The sequence below is a fragment of the Actinomadura sp. NTSP31 genome (assembly GCF_041951385.1).
Classification (GTDB): domain Bacteria; phylum Actinomycetota; class Actinomycetes; order Streptosporangiales; family Streptosporangiaceae; genus Spirillospora; species Spirillospora napierensis.
Genome location: NZ_JBGNUT010000010.1, coordinates 87,746 through 103,314, shown reverse-complemented (window position 1 = coordinate 103,314; position 15,569 = coordinate 87,746). Strand labels below are relative to the sequence as shown.

Here is a 15,569-nt window from a genome sequence, read left to right as displayed (position 1 = left end):
GGCGGCGTCTTTCACAGGAGCGGCGCGGCCGGCAGGCGCCGGGTGCGGAGCAGGTCCTCGCCGAGTTCGCGCGTCAGCGTCCTGGAGTCGCCGAAGAGGCCGTCGAGGGTGAGCACGCGCCGGAAGCAGTGATGGAAGCCGTGCTCGTCGGTGAAACCCACCCCGGCCAGCACCTGCTGGCAGTGGCGGGCCACCGTGCGCGCGTTCCGCCCGGCGAGGGCCTTGGCGATCCCGGCGAGCAGCGGGGACACCCGGTCGCCCGTCTCGACGGCGGCGGTCGCGGCGGCCTCGGCGGCCTCGATCGCCACCAGGCACTCGGCGAGGCGGTGCCGGACGGCCTGGAACGCGGCGATCGGCCTGCCGAACTGGACGCGGGTCACGGCGTGCTCGCGCGCCAGGCGGAGCATCGTCCGGCTCACGCCGATCAGCTCGTACGCGACGGCGGCCCGTGCGGACGCGAGCGCGTCCTCCCACGCGGCGGCCGTGATCGCCGCGCCGCCGGACGCGGGCAGGCCGCGGCCTTCGATCGCGACCAGCCCGAGCCGGGGGTCGACGCCTCCGATGGGGCGGGTCTCGAGCTTGCCCGTCTCCACGGTGAAGGCGTGCAGCGCGCCGTCCCGCCCGGCGGCGAGCACCACGGCGCGGGCGGCCCCCGGCATCCGCGCGGTGCCGAGGCCCCGCACGGTGAGTGCGCCGTCCTGGACGGAGCCGGGCGCGGCGTACCCACCGAACTCCGGCAGCACGAACGCGGTATCCGCATCGGCCGCGAGCCCGAGGGCCGTCGTCACCAGGTCGTCCAGCGCCCCGGAGGCCGCGTTCGCCATGCCCTGCCGGGTGAACAGCAGCGGGATGACCGCGGTCCCCTCCTCCGCCAGCGCCTCCCGCCAGCCGACCTCGTCCAGCGACGCCTCGACCGCGGCGACGGTGGCGTGCCGGAAGGCCCGTTCGAGGCTCTCCCCCAGCAGTTCGGCGGTCTCGGCGTCCATCATCGGCCCGTCCCGAGGTCGAGCAGGCGGCGCGCGATGATGTCGCGCTGGATCTCGGCGCTGCCGCCGTAGATCGTCGCCGCCCGCGAGTACAGGAACCCGGTGCGCCACCGGTCGGCGTCCGCGTCGTCGCCGACCGCGACGGCCGCCGGCACCGCGTCCGCCGCCAGGTCGAACACGGCCTGCTCGGTGGTGGCGAGCAGCACCTTGTCGATCGAGGTCTCCGGCCCCAGCCGCTCGCCGCGCGCCATCCGGTGCTGCGTCCCGCGCGACCGGGCGTGGAACGCGAACGCCATCTGGACGACCTCGCCGAGATCGGCCGGGTCGAGCGCGCCGTCCGGCGCCGTCGCGAGCAGGTGCCCGAGCCGCTGCCGCAGGTAGGCGCTGCGGTGCCAGAGCGAGGTGCTGCGCTCGTAGGGCAGCAGGTCCATCGCGACGGCCCAGCCGCCGTCGACCTCGCCGAGCGTGCGGTCGACGGGGACGCGCACGTCGTCGAAGAACACCTCGCAGAACTCGTCCCGGCCGTGCATCGCGCGGATCGGCCGCACGGTGATGCCGGGCGAGTCCATGTCGACGAACAGGGCGGTGATGCCCCGGCTGCCCGACTCCGGCGTGCCGGTCCGCGTCAGCAGGACGCACCGGTGGGCGTACTGGGCCAGGCTCGTCCAGACCTTCTGGCCGGTGACGCGCCAGGAGTCGCCGTCGCGGCGCGCGCGGCACGCCAGCGAGCCCAGGTTGCTGCCGGTGCTCGGCTCGGAGAAGCCCTGGCACCAGGTCTCGTCGCCGCGCAGCAGCCGCGGCACCGTCTCCGCGGCCAACTCCGGACGGGCGAACTCGATCATGGTGGGGGCCAGCACCTCGGTCATCGAGTAGATGCCGGGCTCGATCAGGTCCCGGGACGCCAGCGCCTCGCCGAGGTAGGCGCGCATCAGCGTGGACCCGCCGAGCCCGCCCACCCGCTCGGGCCATCCCCGGCGCATCCAGCCCGCGTCGTAGGTCATGCGCTTGACCAGGGAGAGGTGCTCCACCTCCTGGTCGAAGGCGACGTCCGGGCCGGACGCGGGGCTCAGTTCGTGCTCGTGCTCGTCGAGCCAGGCGTCCAGGCCGGCGCGGAACTCCTGCAGATCCATCGGGCGCGCGTTCAGTTCGCGGACTTCTGCTTCGGCGCCGGACGCAGCGGGTCATGGGCGCGCCCCGAATCGCGCGCGCCGCTGCGCCGCAGGAAGGTCATCGCCCTGGTCCGCAACCGCCACCCGTCCGGGGTGCGGGTGTAGGCGTCGGTGTACCAGCCGATCCGCATCGAGTGGTCGTGCTGGGCGACGAAGCACAGCGGCTGCTCGCCGCTCGCCGATCCGTCCCCGTCGAACGTGATCGCCGGCGTGCCCACGGAGAACAGGCCCTTGGGGGCCGCGGCGACCAGTTCGGGGAAGTCGCCGACCCCGTACGTCTCGCCGAAGGCGCTGTAGGTGCCGTCCGGCGCGAACACGGCCACGACCTCGTCCACGTCGTCCTTCGTCATGCCGACCGCGTAGCGCGCGAGCAGTTGCTCGATCTCGATGATGTCGGCAATGCGCGAGCTGTCCACGCTTCGACCTCCTTGGTGGGAGTCAGGGTGACGGCCGTCCGGCCCGCGCCCGCCGGGGCGGACGTTCCACGCCGGATGCTATCTCGACTTCGACGTCAAAACCAGTATCATCCGAGAATGCCATTCTCACGCGTGCTGGGGCGGAGGCCGGGCCGATGCCGGTGATCGACATGGACGGGGTCCGGGACCTCGGCCGCGAGCTGAGCAACTGGGGACGCTGGGGCGACGACGACCAGCGCGGAACGCTGAACCTGATCACGCCGGAGTGCGTGAGCGCCGCGGCCGGGACCGTCCGGCGCGGCGTCACCTTCGGCCTCTCGATCCCCGCCGACGAGACCGGCCCGTACAGCTCCCCGGACAGCGGGCGCTTCAACCCGATCCACACGATGACCCGGTACCGCGGCGACAACCCCCAGGGCGAGTTCTGGGACTTCTGCTCGTCCGAGGACATGCTGATCCTCGGAACGCATTCGTCCACGCACTTCGACGCCCTCGCCCATCTCTGGTACGACGACCTGCTCTACAACGGCCGCCACCACGACGACGCCGTCACGGCGTGGGGCGCGGTGCACTGCTCGATCCAGAACCTCGTGGCGGGCGTCGTCTCGCGCGGCGTGCTGCTCGACATCCCGCGCCTTCGCGGCGTCGAGCATCTCCCGCCCGGAAGCGAGGTCGGACCGGCCGACCTCGATGCCGCGTTCGACGCGGTTCGGCTCGCCCCGCGGCCGGGCGACGTGCTGCTCCTGCGCACTGGCACCTACCCCCGCCAGCGGCGCGGCGCGGACGTCGGCCAGGGCGGATCGCCGGGCCTCACCTGGGAGTGCGCCCGCTGGATCCGCGACCACGGGATCGCGGCCGTCTGCGCCGACAACTTCGCCGTCGAGGCGCTCGGCGCGAACCCCGGCGGCCCGATGATCCCGTTCCACATGCTCGCCATCCGCGACATGGGCCTCCTGCTGGGCGAGATGTTCGACTTCGAGCAGCTCGCGGAGGACTGCGCGGCCGACGGCGTCCACGAATGCATGTTCGTCGCGTCCCCGCTGAACATCCCGGGCGGCGTCGGCTCGCCCCTCAACCCCGTCGCCATCAAGTGAGACCAACGAGGAGACCCCCATGCCCAAGGCGTACGTCATCCTGACCGAGGCCATCAAGGACCAGGCCGCGATGGCGGCCTACGGCAAGGCCGCCGCCCCCGCGATGGCCGGCAGCGGTGCGCGCGTCCTGGCGGTCGACCCGGACCCGCAGAACCTGGAGGGCGACTGGCACGGCGACCGTACCGTCCTCATGGAGTTCCCCTCGGTCGAGGCGGCGCGCGCCTGGTACGACTCGGCCGCCTACACCAGTGCCAGGGCCCTGCGGCAGGCGGCCGCCGACACCAACGCCGTCATCATCACCGGATTCCCCGCCCCGGGCGGAGAATGAGCGTTCGCCATCGCACACGGATCCCCCGGCTGACGCCGGGGGACGGGCGTGCTCGTCCCCCGGCGTCAGGAATCAGGTTCCGTTGGCCGGTTGCCGGTAGGTCCGGCCGTCGATGGTGGTGGTCATGGTTCCGGTGGCCTGGAAATCGCTCTGCAAAGAGGACGGGGACAGCACGAAGCCGCCCGGTTCGCTGGTGACCTTGCGACCGGTCTCACGCCCGCTCAACCACAGGTCTTCATGGAAGGTGAGGGTCTGCGCGATGGCGGGGCCCGTGCCGGCGACGCTTTCCGTGCCGTTGATGATGTGGACGCCGTCATCGCTGTAGCCGGTGTAGGCGGCCTGGATGGAGGCGATGGCCGTCCTGCCGGCGTTCTCGGTGATGACGACCTTCGCCGAGCCGCGCGCCTTGCCCTTGATCGTGTAGGTGCCCGCCGGGAGGTGCGGCCGGACGGGCAGGGATTCGCCCGGCGTGTACGGCGTGCCCCAGGCCACGGTGTCGGGGACGGGCGGGACGCGGCGCACGGGCGCCGGCGCGCGATCCGGGAACCGCGCGATCAGCAGGCGGCTCCGGCGCCCACCGGGTTCGGTGGACGGAGGGCACGGCAGCGGGTTGGCCCCGCCGCACGCAGGCGCGGTGACCAGCGACTCCCACCAGACGACGCCCGTGCCATCGGCCAGCCACGTCGGGTCGGCGCGGCCGTTCCAGTTCGGGTCGCCGTCGTAGCTGAGGCGCGTGCCGCGTCCGGTACTCGTGCTGACCAGGTACGGCAGGAAGAAGCGGCGGTCTCCGTTGTTGCGGATCCCCGAGATGTGCCCGGTGGTGGGCAGCTGGTCGGTGATCGGCGGGATGCCCTGCATCGCCGAGATGAAGTCCAGGCGTCCCGACCCGGCGACTTCCATGGCGAGCGCCCACCGGTCGTCGGGCGAGACCCGGATGGGGTCGGTGTACTGGGCGTGCCGGGTCAGCGGACGCGACCGGCCGGTGGCGTTGCCGGTGGCGAACGCGTCGATGTTCGCCGACTCCTGCAACTGGATGCCGATCGCCGAACGCCCGTCGCCGGTCCACCCGCGGAACTCGCCGATCATGCCTGCCGGGTTGTAGCTCAGCCGGTGCGGGTCGCGGGGGTCGACGCGGTAGGGCTGGTACTGCGGCGCGGCGTTGAACAGTTCGGTGACCTTTGTCAGGTCGTAGCGCGGGGCCTTGGGCGTGCCGGTCGTTGGCGAGGGGTCGAACACGAGCCGTCCCATGAAGGCGAACTCGTCGTACTGGGTGCCGGTGAGGACGACGTGGTTCCAGCCCAGGTGAACGCCGTCGGGGTTGATCCGCAGCTCGCGGATGCTTCCGCCGGCTCCCGAGCCGTCGGCGGTGACGTTCCAGCGGATCGGGTAGATGTGCGTCCTGGCCGGCGTGCAGCGCGGGTCGGTCACGCGGTAGGGCGAGCAGTCCAGGACGTTGCCCCCGATGAGGACCCTCTTCCCGTCCGGGAACCCCTGCGGGTACGAGCTGCGGTCGGCGTCGAGGCCGACCGCGTTGGCCGCCGGGACGCCGCAGGTCAGGCACTTCCACGGGTCGCCGCCCGGGAACGCGCGGCCGTCGGTCCGGACGACGATCGTCTGCTGCCCGGAGTAGGCGCTCGCCGGGTCGGGCGCGGCCGGGGCGCCGGCGAAGGTGACGCCCGCGAGGACGAACCGGCCGTCGGGCAGCGAGCCCGGTCCCGACGAGACGCCCTCGGCGCCGGGGTCGAGGCAGCCCGTCCCGCGCGGGTTGACCGACGCGGTGCAGGCGCCGGCGGCGGTCGAGGGCGCGGCCGGCGGCAGCGGCAGTTCCCTGATCACGACGGCGGGCTCGCGGCCCGGGCGGGCGGCGGCGGACGGGGCCAGGGCGGCGATGGTGACCAGCGCGGCGATCGGCGCGAGCGACCGCGCCGCCGCGCTGCGGCTGAGCCGGATCACGGCCGCTCCGTCCTGGGGCGGGGTGGGAGACAAGGAGCCACGAGACGACCTACCTTCCGAGAATCGGATTCTCAAGAGCGAGCATGATGCTACGGCAGCGGTCCCGGCGCGGCGAGCCGTCGCACGTGCGAGAATGACCTTCTCATAAATAGAGATCCTTGCTACCATCGGCACGTCGACCCGACCGGAGAGGCAGACCACATGGCGCACTTCCCCAAGCCCGCCGAGGGCAGCTGGACGGAGCACTACAAGATCGACAAGGGGCCGCTCTCCTACGCGGACTCGATCACGCCGGAGCACTACGAGCTCGAACGCGACGCCATCTTCCGGCGTACCTGGCTGAACGTCGGCCGCGTGGAGCAGCTGCCGAGGAAGGGCAGCTACTTCACCAAGGAGCTCGACGCCGCCCGCACCTCGGCCATCGTCGTCCGCGGCATGGACGGCGAGATCCGCGCCTTCCACAACGTGTGCCGGCACCGCGGCAACAAGCTCGTGTGGAACAACTTCCCGCGCGAGGAGACCAGCGGCGTCTGCCGCCAGTTCACCTGCAAGTACCACGCCTGGGGCTACAACCTGGAAGGCGACCTGACCTACGTCCAGCAGGAGTCGGAGTTCTTCGACCTGGACAAGTCCGACTACGGGCTGGTCCCGATGCGGGCGGAGGTCTGGGAGGGGTTCATCTTCGTGAACCTCGACCGCGAGAACACGACGCCGCTGCGCGAATACCTGGGCAAGTTCGGAAAGGGCATCGAGGGATACCCCTTCGACAAGCTGACGCAGGTGCACAAGTACCGGGCCGAGATCGGCAGCAACTGGAAGCTGTTCATCGACGCGTTCGCCGAGTTCTACCACGCGCCGATCCTGCACGCGGGCCAGTACATGCCCGAAGAGGCGCAGAAGATCAAGAAGTACGGCTACGAGGCGATCTCCTACGACGTCGACGGCCCGCACGGAATGGTGTCGTCGTGGGGCGGAATCGCGCCGCCGCACGACCAGAAGATGGTCAAGCCGATCGAGCGGGCGCTGCGCAGCGGGCTCTTCGGCCCCTGGGACGCCCCCGACATCGGGCTGGCCGAATGGCCGCCGAGCGTGAACCCGACCCGGCACCCCCACTGGGGCATGGACTCGTTCGTGTTCTTCCCGAACTTCATGCTGCTCATCTGGCGGCCGAACTGGGTCCTCACCTACCACTACTGGCCGACCTCGTACAACACGCACATCTTCGAGGGGACGGCCTACTTCGTCCCGCCGAAGAACGCGTTCCAGCGCCTGCAGCAGGAACTCGCGGTCGTCTCGTTCAAGGAGTACGGGCTGCAGGACGGCAACACGCTGGAGGCCACGCAGACGATGCTCGAATCCAGGACGGTGACGGACTTCCCGCTCAACGACCAGGAGGTCCTCCTGCGCCACCTGCACAACACCGCGGGCCGGTACGTAGACGACTACCAGCAAGAGCGCGCCGGGACGCCGGTCGCCTCGTCCTGACCGAAGGAGACACCCTAATGGCCAGCAAACTGCCGTCCGAATTCGCCGACCTGGAACCGTTCGCGGACTGGGCGCTCCCGACCGAACGCGAGCGCTATGCCAAGCGCATTGCGAGCAGCATGGAGGAGCTCCAGGCCTTCTATGACGCCGCGTACCCCCGCCTGGAAAGCGCCACGCCCTACCTCGAGCGGCTCGAACTCGACGGCATCTCCGATGCGGACAAGCATCTGCTGTGGCTGTTCTGCGCGCTGGTGACCGTCGCCTTCCCGGTGGAGGCGTGGAGCCAGCCGACGGTCCCCGACAGTGGCGCGTCCAGCATCGACTCCGTACTCGAACCGGCCGTCTGAGCACGCCCCTCCCACGGCCCGGCCCGCCGGCCGTCCCCCGGCTCTTCCCTGTATCCGTCACCCGACGCCGAAGGAGCGCGAATGGCTCGCCCGAGGAAGCCGCAACCGCCGATCCACCTGCTGAGCGCGCGGCTGCTCGACATCGACAAGGGCGAGCTCGTCGAGCCGGGCTCCCTGCTCATCGTCGGTGACCGCATCGCCGAGACGGCACCGTCCTCGGTGCCGGACGACGCGGTCCGGATCGACCTCGGGGACGTGACGGTGCTGCCGGGCCTCATGGACATGGAGGTCAACCTGCTGCTCGGCGGGCCCGACCACCGCAGCCCGCTGAACCCCGTGCAGGACGACCCCGCCGTCCGCACGCTGCGGGCCGTGGCGAACGCCCGCCGCACGCTCCGGGCCGGGTTCACGACCGTGCGCAACCTCGGCCTCTTCGTGCAGACCGGCGGCCTGCTCCTCGACGTCGCGCTGAAGAAGGCCGTCGACCACGGCTGGATCGACGGGCCGCGGGTCGTGCCGGCGGGCCACGCCATCACGCCGACGGGCGGCCATCTCGACCCGACGATGTTCCAGGCGTTCGCCCCGCACATCATGCCGCTGACGGTGGAGGAGGGCATCGCCAACGGCGTCTCCGAGGTGCGCAAGGCCGTCCGGTACCAGATCAAGCACGGGGCGCGGGTCATCAAGGTCTGCGCGTCCAACGGGATCATGTCGCACACCGGTCCCGCCGGCGCCCAGCAGTACTCCAACGAGGAACTCCGGGCGATCACCGACGAAGCCCACCGCGCGGGCCTGAAGGTCGCCGCCCACTGCATGGGCGACGAAGCCGTCCGCAACGCCGTCGAGGCGGGCATCGACTGCATCGAGCACGGGTTCCTCGCGGGCGACGACACCCTCGACCTCATGATCGAGCGCGGGACGTTCCTGGTGGCGACCACCTACCTCACCGACGGCATGGACGTCTCGCGGGCGGCGCCCGAACTCCAGGAGAAGGCCGCCGACGTCTTCCCGCGGTCCCGGGCGACGATCAGCAGGGCCATCGAGAAGGGCGTCAAGATCGCCTGCGGCACCGACGCCCCCGCCATCCCGCACGGGAAGAACGCCAAGGAGCTGCTCGCGCTGGTCCAGCGCGGGATGACGCCGCTCCAGGCGATCCGCGCCGCCACGACGGTCGCGGCCGACCTCGTCGACGCCACCGACCGCGGGCGCCTGGCGGAAGGCCTGCTCGCCGACGTCATCGCGGTTCCCGGCGACCCGCTCGCCGACATCGGCGTGCTGGAGGACGTCCGGTTCGTCATGAAGGGCGGCCAGGTGTACCGCCACGACGACCCGCGCCCCGGGGACTGACGGATCCCCGGACGGACGGGCTCCAGTCGTCACGGGGGCGCTTGCCGGCCGCCTACTTGAGGACGGGGTGGTTCGCGCGGAAGACGTCGTGCGGGTCGCGTGCGCGCTTCAGCTCGCGCAACCGGGCGAGGACCGGTCCGGCGAACGCGTCGGCCGCGGTCTCCCCCGGGGTCAGCAGCGTGTACGGCTTGCGGCCCGCGATGACGGCCCCGAACCGCTCGACGATCCGGGCCTGCGCGGCGCGGACGGCGCGCGCACGGTCCGGGTCCGGTCCGGTGCCGACCATCTGGAGGAGGTACGGCTCGGGCAGGGCTCCGCTCGCGCCGGAGCCCGGCTCCGCCAGCGCACCGGCCAGGTGCCGGACCTGGATGGAGAGCAGCGGATCGATCGGCTCGGTGGCCAGGTCCTCGTCCAGGCGGGTCAGGAGCTCCGCGCGGGGCAGCGAGGCGGCCGGCGCGGTCGGCTCGGCGGCGATTGCGCCGAGGTCGGCGACCGGCACGACCCCGCGGCCGTCGCTGATGGCGCCGCCGATCTCCTCGATGCCGCGCACCAGGGCCGCGCCCTCGCGCGGATCGCCCAGGTAGGTCAGATCCAGCGCCACCATCGGCGGGGGCCCGGGAAAGGCGAACCGGTTGAACCAGACGGTCAGCTCGGGCGGCGCCCCGTCGGTGAGCTTCCGGAAGACCTCGAACACCTCGCCGGCGCGGGCCTGCGGCCAGACCACCCGTCCGCCGTACACCGAGGGCGCCGGATGCAGGTCGAACTCCAGCGACGTCACCAGCGCGAAGTCGCCGCCGCCGCCTTTCATCCCCCAGAACAGCTCCGGGTCGGACGCGGCGCTCACCCGCGCCCGGTCGCCGTCGGCGTCCACGATGTCGAAGGCGCGCACGCTGCCGGCGGCCCACCCGTACCTGCGGCCGAACCAGGACAGACCGCCGCCCAACGTGTACCCGGCCACGTTGACGACGGGCGAACTGCCGGCCAGGCCGGTCAGGCCGTGGGGCCCTGCCTCCGCCAGCACCCGCCCCCAGTTCACCCCGGCTCCGACCTGGGCCGCCCGTTCCCGCGCCGACACCCGCAGACCGTCCAGCCGGCCGGTGCGCAGCAGGATCGCGCCTTCCACGTCGCCCGCGGCGTCGTGGCCGCCGGCCTGGGCGGTCACCGCGAGGCCCGCCCGCCGCGCGTAACGGACCAGCGCGGCCACGTCCGCGGCGTCCGCGGCCTCCACCACGGCCGCCACGGGCTGGTCGACGGTCAGGTTCCATGCCCTGCGCGCCACGTCGAAGCCGTCGTCACCGGGCCCCAGCACCCGCCCTCTGATCACCTTGCGCAGGTCGGCGCTCGTCATCCGGCCCCCCTCTTCATCATGGCTAAATTACTAAGATGCTAGCATCCTTGCAGCGGCGACACGGGGTGCGAGCAGTTCGGGGCGCAACCGGCTCCGACGCCCCTGCCGCCGCCGGCGCCGGTCAGCGGGGGGTGAGCTGGAGAGTGGTGTCGCGCGGGCCGGGCCGGGTCATGGGCTCCGCCCACGGGGTGGTGCCGTACTTGGCCAGGTAGGCAGCGTCGATCTGGTCGTTGACGGCCGGGTCGGTGGCGGCGGCGAAGTCGACGTCCCTGGTCAGCCCGGCGGCTTCGATCCGGCCGCGGTGGGTGCCGCCGGCGGTGCGGTACCAGTGGCCATCGGGGCCGTTGACCGACCGGACGAACAGGTCGTCGCCGTTGCGGACGATCCAGATGGTGGTCGGCGGGCGCAGGGTGCCGTCGCCGTTCTCGGGTGCGATCCGGATCTCCTGGGCGTCGCCGATGCGGTCCAGGTCGTCGCTGCTCCATGTGGTCATGCTCCGGTGCTTCCCCGCGGACGGGCCGATGTGTGCGGTTTGGCAGTGAATTGGCGTTGTCCAGGGACGCAGCAGGACCTTGACGCCCCTAGGACGCTGAGGGGGCGCCGCCCCGAGTGATCACTTGTAGCGGGCGGCGATGCGGCGGCGGTGGGACGAGGGGGAACCGAACAGGGAGCGGTTGAGCGCGGCGCGTTTCAGGTAGACGTGGATGCCGCTCTCCCAGGTGTAGCCCATGCCCCCGTGCAACTGCATCGCCTTGCCCGTGACGTCCACCGCCACACCGCAGGCGTACGACTTCGCCATCGACGCCGACACTCCGGATTCGGGGTCGCCGCAGGACAGGGCTCCCGCGGCGGCCTCGACAAGACGGCGTGCCACGGTGATCTGGACGAGCATGTCGGCGCACGCGTGCTTGACGGCCTGGAACGAGCCGATGGGACGGCCGAACTGCTCCCGTACACCGGCGTAGGCGACCGTGGCGTCCAGCATGGCCTCGCTGAGCCCGAGACTGTCGCAGGCCAGGGCGACGGCGGCCCGGTCGGCCAGGCGGCGGAGGGCCGCCTCGGGGTCGCCGGCGAACCGCCGCACCGAGTCCTCCTCGACCGGCACACCGTCAGCGGTCACATGGCCGAAGTGCCGGGTCGCATCGAGGAGGGGCTGTCCCGCCGCGCTGAGCCCGGCGGCATCCGGTCCGGCGTCGACGAGAACGAAGGTCCCGCCGGGGGCGAGCGCCGGGAGCAGGAGGCGGTCGGCTCCGACCGCGTCGGGCACGAACGCCGCACTGCCATGCAGGAGAAGTCCCTGTGGCGACTGCTCCAACCGGAACGACGGTTCGGCGCACGCGGCGCCGGTATCCCCCGGCAGCGCGACGGCTGGCACGGCGGCCCCGGACGCGGTGTCGCGGAGCAGGGCGTCCCGTCCGGGTCCCGGTTCCAGCAGCGCGAGGGCTCCGACTCCCAGGACCACCGCCCCCAAGTAAGGGGTGCACGCCGCGGCGCGGCCCATCTCCTCAAGGACGATGGCGACCTCGGCGAAGGTGGCGTCCGCGCCGTTCAGCGCCTCCGGCACCTCGAGCCCGGTCCACCCTGATTCGGCGATCCGCTTCCAGGCGACCTCCCGCCCCGGGTCCGCTTCGCCGAGCAGGTCGCGCGCCACGGCGCGCAGTTCGTCATGGACGCCGGAGAGCTCCGCGGTCATCGGGCCGTCCTCGGTTCGCGGGGCAGCCCGAGGCCGCGCTCACCGATGATGGTGCGCTGGATCTCGCTCGTCCCGCCTGGGATCGTCCACTCCCACGAGCCGATGAAGTCCAGCGCCCAGGCGCCCGACTCCCATCCGCTGGACAGGGGTTTGCGCAGCTCGGCGTGGGCGGCCGGGCCGGCGACGTCGGTGCCGAAGTCGGTCGCCCGCTGCAGCAGTTCGCTGTAGTACAGCTTGACGATGGACGCGTCGGCCGGGCGGGCGGTGCCGGCGTCGTGGCGCTCCACCAGCTCGCGGCAGAGCGCGCGGAGACCGGTGAGCTCGGTTTCGAACGCGGCGAGCCGGTCGGCCACCAGGGAGTCGTCGATGGGACGCGCACCCGTGGGGCCCGGGCGGGTGCACGTCTCCACCAGCCACCGGAAGCCGGCGTTGCCGAGCCTCTCGGCCAACTCCAGCATCGTCATGCCGCGTTCGGCGCCCAGCGTCTCCTGCGCCGTCCGCCAGCCGTCGTTCTCCCGCCCCACCAGGTCGGACGCGGGGACAACGACGCCGTCGAGGAAGATCTCGCAGAAGTGCGACTCGCCGGTCGCCTGCCGGATCGGGCGGACGTCGATCCCGGGCGCGCTCATGTCCAAGAGGAAATAGGAGATGCCGTGCCGTTTCGGGGCATCGGGATCGGTGCGCGCCAGCAGCAGGCAGCGGTCGGCGTGCACCGCGCCGCTCGCCCACACCTTCTGACCGTCGACGACATAGGAGCCGCCCCGCCTGCGGGCGGTGGTCCTGAGCGCGGCCAGGTCGGACCCGGCCCCGGGTTCGGAGAAGCCCTGGGCCCAGATCTCGCCGTCCAGGATCGCGGGGAGATGGCGGCGGCGCTGCTCGTCGGTGCCCGCGGCGAGCAGCGTGGCGGCGGCGTGGTGGATCGCGACGAACGCCAGCACGAGCCGCGGCGCGTCGTGCACAGCGAGTTCCTGGTGCAGGACGATCTGCTCAGCGACCGCCATCCCGCCTCCCCACTCGCGCGGCCAGTGCGGAACGGCGAACCCGGCACGGCGCAGTTCCTGGAACCACGCCTTCTGGAACGCGACGAACTCCTCCTCCGGAACGCCCGTCTGCGCTCGCCGCCAATCGGCGGGAACGTGCTCGTGGCACCACTGGCGCACGGAAGCACGGAACTCGTCGAGATCCCTCACCGCCGTAGCGGCAGACCCGGCCTGCACGGCCCCGGTCATGGCGCTGCCCGCGCCGGCAGGTCACCGAACGGTCCGGTCAGGCCGCGCCGTTCCAGCCGGTCCGTCAACCGCTCGCGCGTCCCGGACAGGCCCAGCGGCAGGCGCCGCAGCGGCTGGCTGTAGCGGGACAGCCACGACAGGACCGCCTCGTCGCAGAAGCCCAGGGCACCGTGCAACTGGTGGGCGATCCGGAACACGACCTCGGCCGCCTCGACGGCCGCCAGCCGCAGCGCGAGCGCGTCGTCGAGCGCCTCGTCGCGGCGGCTCTGCACGCTCCAGAGCGCGTACTTGGCCAGCACCTCGACGCCGCTGCGCTCGACCTCCGCCTCGGCGAGCTGGAACCGTACGCCCTGGAACCGCGCGAGCGCCTGCCCGAACTGCTCGCGGACCAGCACGTGCTCCCGGGTGAGGCTCATCGCCCGGTCGAGCATCCCGAGGAGGGTCCAGCAGGGCAGGACCAGGCCGAGCGCCGCGTCCAGCGCGCCGCCGCCGTCGACCGGCCGCAGGTCGAGTCCGGTGACGAACGCCGACGTGCGGGGCGGGGCGTCCGGTGACCGCGCGACGGCGACGCTGCGCCGGCCGTCCAGCGTCACCGCGACCCAGCGCAGGTCCAGCCCCTCCACGGCGCCGGCGGGGTGGGCGTCGTCGACCACCAGCAGCCCGTCGGCGTCGAGGTCGGCGGGCCGGGCGAGCCGCTCGGCCACCGGAAAGGGGACGGCCCAGTACCCCGCGCCGCGGCACAGCGCGGCCGCCGCCTCCAGTTCCCCCGCGTCGCCACGAGGGTCGAGGTCCCAGGCGCCGAGCCCGTCCAGCACCGGCGCGACGAGGGCGCCCCTGCGCTTGGCGTCCCCTTCGGCCGTCCGGACCAGCTCGTCGCCTCCGGCGGCCTCGAACGCCCGCAGCGCCTGCCGTCCGTACTCGGCGGCCTCTTCGCTCAGGTCGATGTCCATGCTCGCCGTGTCCATGCGGCCGGTCACGATGCCAGGAGCGCTCGGGACAGCAGGATCTGCTGCATCTCGACGCTCCCCGACGCGACGGTGGACGCCCGGGAGTAGCGCCAGTGGTCCTCCACCTGGAGCCGGAACCGGCGGGCCTCCGCGCCGTCCGGCGCGGCCGACGCGACGATCTCCATGAGCACCTCGGCGCTGTCCTGGTCGAGCCGGGTCACCGCGATCCGGTACGCCGCCGCGTCGCCGGGACGCACCGTGCCCCGGCTCTGCGTCGACACCACCTGGTAGGCCAGCAGCCGGGCGCGCCGGCAATGCGTGAGCATCCGCGCCCACCGTCCGCGCAGCTCCGCGGGCAGGCCGGCCCACCGGTCGCCGAGCACCGACGGCGCCGCCCGCAGGAGGCGCTCGCAGCGGGCGTAGCGGGCGATGCCCACGCGCTCGAACGCCAGCACCTCCTGCACGACCGCCCAGCCCTCGTCCACGGTGCCGAGGACGTCGCCCTCGGTCACCCGCAGGTCGCTGAAGAAGACCTCGTTGAGGTGGTGCGGCCCCATCATGGACGGGATGGGCCGCACCTCCACGGCGGGGTCCGCCATGGGCACCAGGAAGACCGTCAGGCCGTGCTGCTTCCTGTCCCCCGTGGAGGTCCGGGCGAGCAGGAAGCACCACTGGGCCATCGCGGCATAGGAGGTCCAGATCTTCTGACCGGAGACGCGCCAGCCGTCGCCGTCGCGCCGCGCGGCGGTGCGCACCGCGGCCAGGTCGGACCCCGCGTCGGGCTCGCTGAAGCCCTGGCACCAGATGACCTCGCCGCGCGCGATCGGCGGCAGGTGCCTGCGCCGCTGCTCCGGCGTGCCGTGCCGCATGATGGTCGGGCCGACCCAGTTGACCCCCATGTACTGCGCGCCCCTGGGTTCGTGATGGGCCCACATCTCCTCGCGGACGACCGTCTGCTCCCAGACCGAGGCGCCCCGGCCGCCGTACCGCTCGGGCCACGCCAGGCACAGCAGGCCCCGTTCGGCGAGCAGCCTGCAGAAGCTCTGGGCGATCTCCAGATCGGCCGGATCGTCGGTGAACGCTCCGAGGAAGTCGGGTGGGACGTGCTCGTCCACCAGCCCGCGCAGCTCACCGCGCAGGGCCCGGGCGGACGGTCCCATCGTGAAGTCCATGGCGTCGACGTTATTTCAATCCTTGAAAGGATTGCAATACTGAGTTTCCTTGTCC

At 72.4% G+C, this 15,569-nt stretch carries 15 protein-coding genes; 5 read left to right on the top strand and 10 right to left on the bottom strand.

Annotated elements, in window-relative coordinates; genetic code table 11:
- Positions 1-11 precede the first annotated feature (11 nt).
- The 3 genes from ACA514_RS18825 to ACA514_RS18815 are packed head-to-tail and all read right to left on the bottom strand — an operon-like array spanning position 12 to position 2,571.
- Entirely contained in the window at positions 12-989 is a 978-nt protein-coding gene (locus ACA514_RS18825) for an acyl-CoA dehydrogenase family protein (RefSeq protein WP_375042465.1), read from the bottom strand.
- The gene (locus tag ACA514_RS18820) at positions 986-2,116 is read right to left on the bottom strand and encodes an acyl-CoA dehydrogenase family protein (RefSeq protein WP_375042464.1); all 1,131 of its coding nucleotides are present in this window, start codon (positions 2,114-2,116) and stop codon (positions 986-988) included. The genes ACA514_RS18825 and ACA514_RS18820 overlap by 4 nt, the downstream gene beginning before the upstream one ends.
- An 11-nt stretch (positions 2,117-2,127) precedes the next feature.
- Positions 2,128-2,571, bottom strand: coding sequence for a nuclear transport factor 2 family protein (locus tag ACA514_RS18815; protein WP_375042463.1), 444 nt, complete (start codon positions 2,569-2,571; stop codon positions 2,128-2,130).
- A 155-nt stretch (positions 2,572-2,726) separates the two neighbouring features.
- Here ACA514_RS18815 and ACA514_RS18810 point away from each other — a divergent pair, with 155 nt between their 5' ends.
- The gene (locus ACA514_RS18810; RefSeq protein ID WP_375042462.1) at positions 2,727-3,665 is read left to right on the top strand and encodes a cyclase family protein; all 939 of its coding nucleotides are present in this window, start codon (positions 2,727-2,729) and stop codon (positions 3,663-3,665) included.
- Positions 3,666-3,684: 19 nt separating this feature from the next.
- A complete protein-coding gene (locus tag ACA514_RS18805; protein WP_375042461.1) occupies positions 3,685-3,993 on the top strand; it encodes a DUF1330 domain-containing protein in 309 nt (102 codons plus the stop codon).
- 72 nt (positions 3,994-4,065) lie between these two features.
- Here the strand turns inward: ACA514_RS18805 and ACA514_RS18800 are convergent, their stop codons facing one another.
- Positions 4,066-5,946: a hypothetical protein gene (locus tag ACA514_RS18800; RefSeq protein WP_375042460.1), complete on the bottom strand. Its 1,881-nt coding sequence runs from the start codon at positions 5,944-5,946 to the stop codon at positions 4,066-4,068.
- 201 nt (positions 5,947-6,147) lie between these two features.
- Between ACA514_RS18800 and ACA514_RS18795 the strand changes: the two genes are divergently transcribed.
- From ACA514_RS18795 to ACA514_RS18785, 3 genes are all read left to right on the top strand, one after another.
- Entirely contained in the window at positions 6,148-7,431 is a 1,284-nt protein-coding gene (locus tag ACA514_RS18795) for an aromatic ring-hydroxylating dioxygenase subunit alpha (protein ID WP_375042459.1), read from the top strand.
- Positions 7,432-7,448: 17 nt separating this feature from the next.
- The gene (locus ACA514_RS18790) at positions 7,449-7,778 is read left to right on the top strand and encodes a hypothetical protein (RefSeq protein WP_375042458.1); all 330 of its coding nucleotides are present in this window, start codon (positions 7,449-7,451) and stop codon (positions 7,776-7,778) included.
- Positions 7,779-7,859: 81 nt separating this feature from the next.
- Complete coding sequence (locus ACA514_RS18785; RefSeq protein ID WP_375042457.1) at positions 7,860-9,125, top strand: amidohydrolase family protein; 1,266 nt, start codon at positions 7,860-7,862, stop codon at positions 9,123-9,125.
- Positions 9,126-9,177: 52 nt separating this feature from the next.
- Here the strand turns inward: ACA514_RS18785 and ACA514_RS18780 are convergent, their stop codons facing one another.
- The 6 genes from ACA514_RS18780 to ACA514_RS18755 form a co-directional block, all read right to left on the bottom strand.
- A complete protein-coding gene (locus tag ACA514_RS18780) occupies positions 9,178-10,473 on the bottom strand; it encodes an FAD-binding oxidoreductase (protein ID WP_375042456.1) in 1,296 nt (431 codons plus the stop codon).
- 121 nt (positions 10,474-10,594) lie between these two features.
- Complete coding sequence (locus ACA514_RS18775; RefSeq protein WP_375042455.1) at positions 10,595-10,966, bottom strand: DUF2255 family protein; 372 nt, start codon at positions 10,964-10,966, stop codon at positions 10,595-10,597.
- A gap of 120 nt (positions 10,967-11,086) precedes the next feature.
- The gene (locus tag ACA514_RS18770; RefSeq protein ID WP_375042454.1) at positions 11,087-12,166 is read right to left on the bottom strand and encodes an acyl-CoA dehydrogenase family protein; all 1,080 of its coding nucleotides are present in this window, start codon (positions 12,164-12,166) and stop codon (positions 11,087-11,089) included.
- Positions 12,163-13,356 carry an acyl-CoA dehydrogenase family protein gene (locus ACA514_RS18765; protein WP_375042453.1) on the bottom strand — a complete coding sequence of 398 codons (1,194 nt, stop codon included), beginning with the start codon at positions 13,354-13,356 and terminating at the stop codon, positions 12,163-12,165. Before ACA514_RS18765 ends, ACA514_RS18770 begins: the two co-directional genes overlap by 4 nt.
- A 35-nt stretch (positions 13,357-13,391) precedes the next feature.
- Positions 13,392-14,360 carry an acyl-CoA dehydrogenase family protein gene (locus ACA514_RS18760; RefSeq protein ID WP_375042452.1) on the bottom strand — a complete coding sequence of 323 codons (969 nt, stop codon included), beginning with the start codon at positions 14,358-14,360 and terminating at the stop codon, positions 13,392-13,394.
- An 8-nt stretch (positions 14,361-14,368) separates the two neighbouring features.
- Positions 14,369-15,514: an acyl-CoA dehydrogenase family protein gene (locus tag ACA514_RS18755; RefSeq protein WP_375042451.1), complete on the bottom strand. Its 1,146-nt coding sequence runs from the start codon at positions 15,512-15,514 to the stop codon at positions 14,369-14,371.
- Between the last annotated feature and the right edge of the window lie 55 nt (positions 15,515-15,569).

What these genes read in the sequence shown, in the direction of transcription:
- ACA514_RS18825 (WP_375042465.1), bottom strand. Translation starts at nt 989, where the DNA reads ATGATGGACGCCGAGACCGCCGAACTGCTGGGGGAGAGCCTCGAACGG.
- ACA514_RS18820 (WP_375042464.1), bottom strand. Translation starts at nt 2,116, where the DNA reads ATGGATCTGCAGGAGTTCCGCGCCGGCCTGGACGCCTGGCTCGACGAG.
- ACA514_RS18810 (WP_375042462.1), top strand. Translation starts at nt 2,727, where the DNA reads ATGCCGGTGATCGACATGGACGGGGTCCGGGACCTCGGCCGCGAGCTG.
- ACA514_RS18805 (WP_375042461.1), top strand. Translation starts at nt 3,685, where the DNA reads ATGCCCAAGGCGTACGTCATCCTGACCGAGGCCATCAAGGACCAGGCC.
- ACA514_RS18795 (WP_375042459.1), top strand. Translation starts at nt 6,148, where the DNA reads ATGGCGCACTTCCCCAAGCCCGCCGAGGGCAGCTGGACGGAGCACTAC.
- ACA514_RS18790 (WP_375042458.1), top strand. Translation starts at nt 7,449, where the DNA reads ATGGCCAGCAAACTGCCGTCCGAATTCGCCGACCTGGAACCGTTCGCG.
- ACA514_RS18785 (WP_375042457.1), top strand. Translation starts at nt 7,860, where the DNA reads ATGGCTCGCCCGAGGAAGCCGCAACCGCCGATCCACCTGCTGAGCGCG.
- ACA514_RS18780 (WP_375042456.1), bottom strand. Translation starts at nt 10,473, where the DNA reads ATGACGAGCGCCGACCTGCGCAAGGTGATCAGAGGGCGGGTGCTGGGG.
- ACA514_RS18775 (WP_375042455.1), bottom strand. Translation starts at nt 10,966, where the DNA reads ATGACCACATGGAGCAGCGACGACCTGGACCGCATCGGCGACGCCCAG.
- ACA514_RS18770 (WP_375042454.1), bottom strand. Translation starts at nt 12,166, where the DNA reads ATGACCGCGGAGCTCTCCGGCGTCCATGACGAACTGCGCGCCGTGGCG.
- ACA514_RS18760 (WP_375042452.1), bottom strand. Translation starts at nt 14,360, where the DNA reads ATGGACACGGCGAGCATGGACATCGACCTGAGCGAAGAGGCCGCCGAG.
- ACA514_RS18755 (WP_375042451.1), bottom strand. Translation starts at nt 15,514, where the DNA reads ATGGACTTCACGATGGGACCGTCCGCCCGGGCCCTGCGCGGTGAGCTG.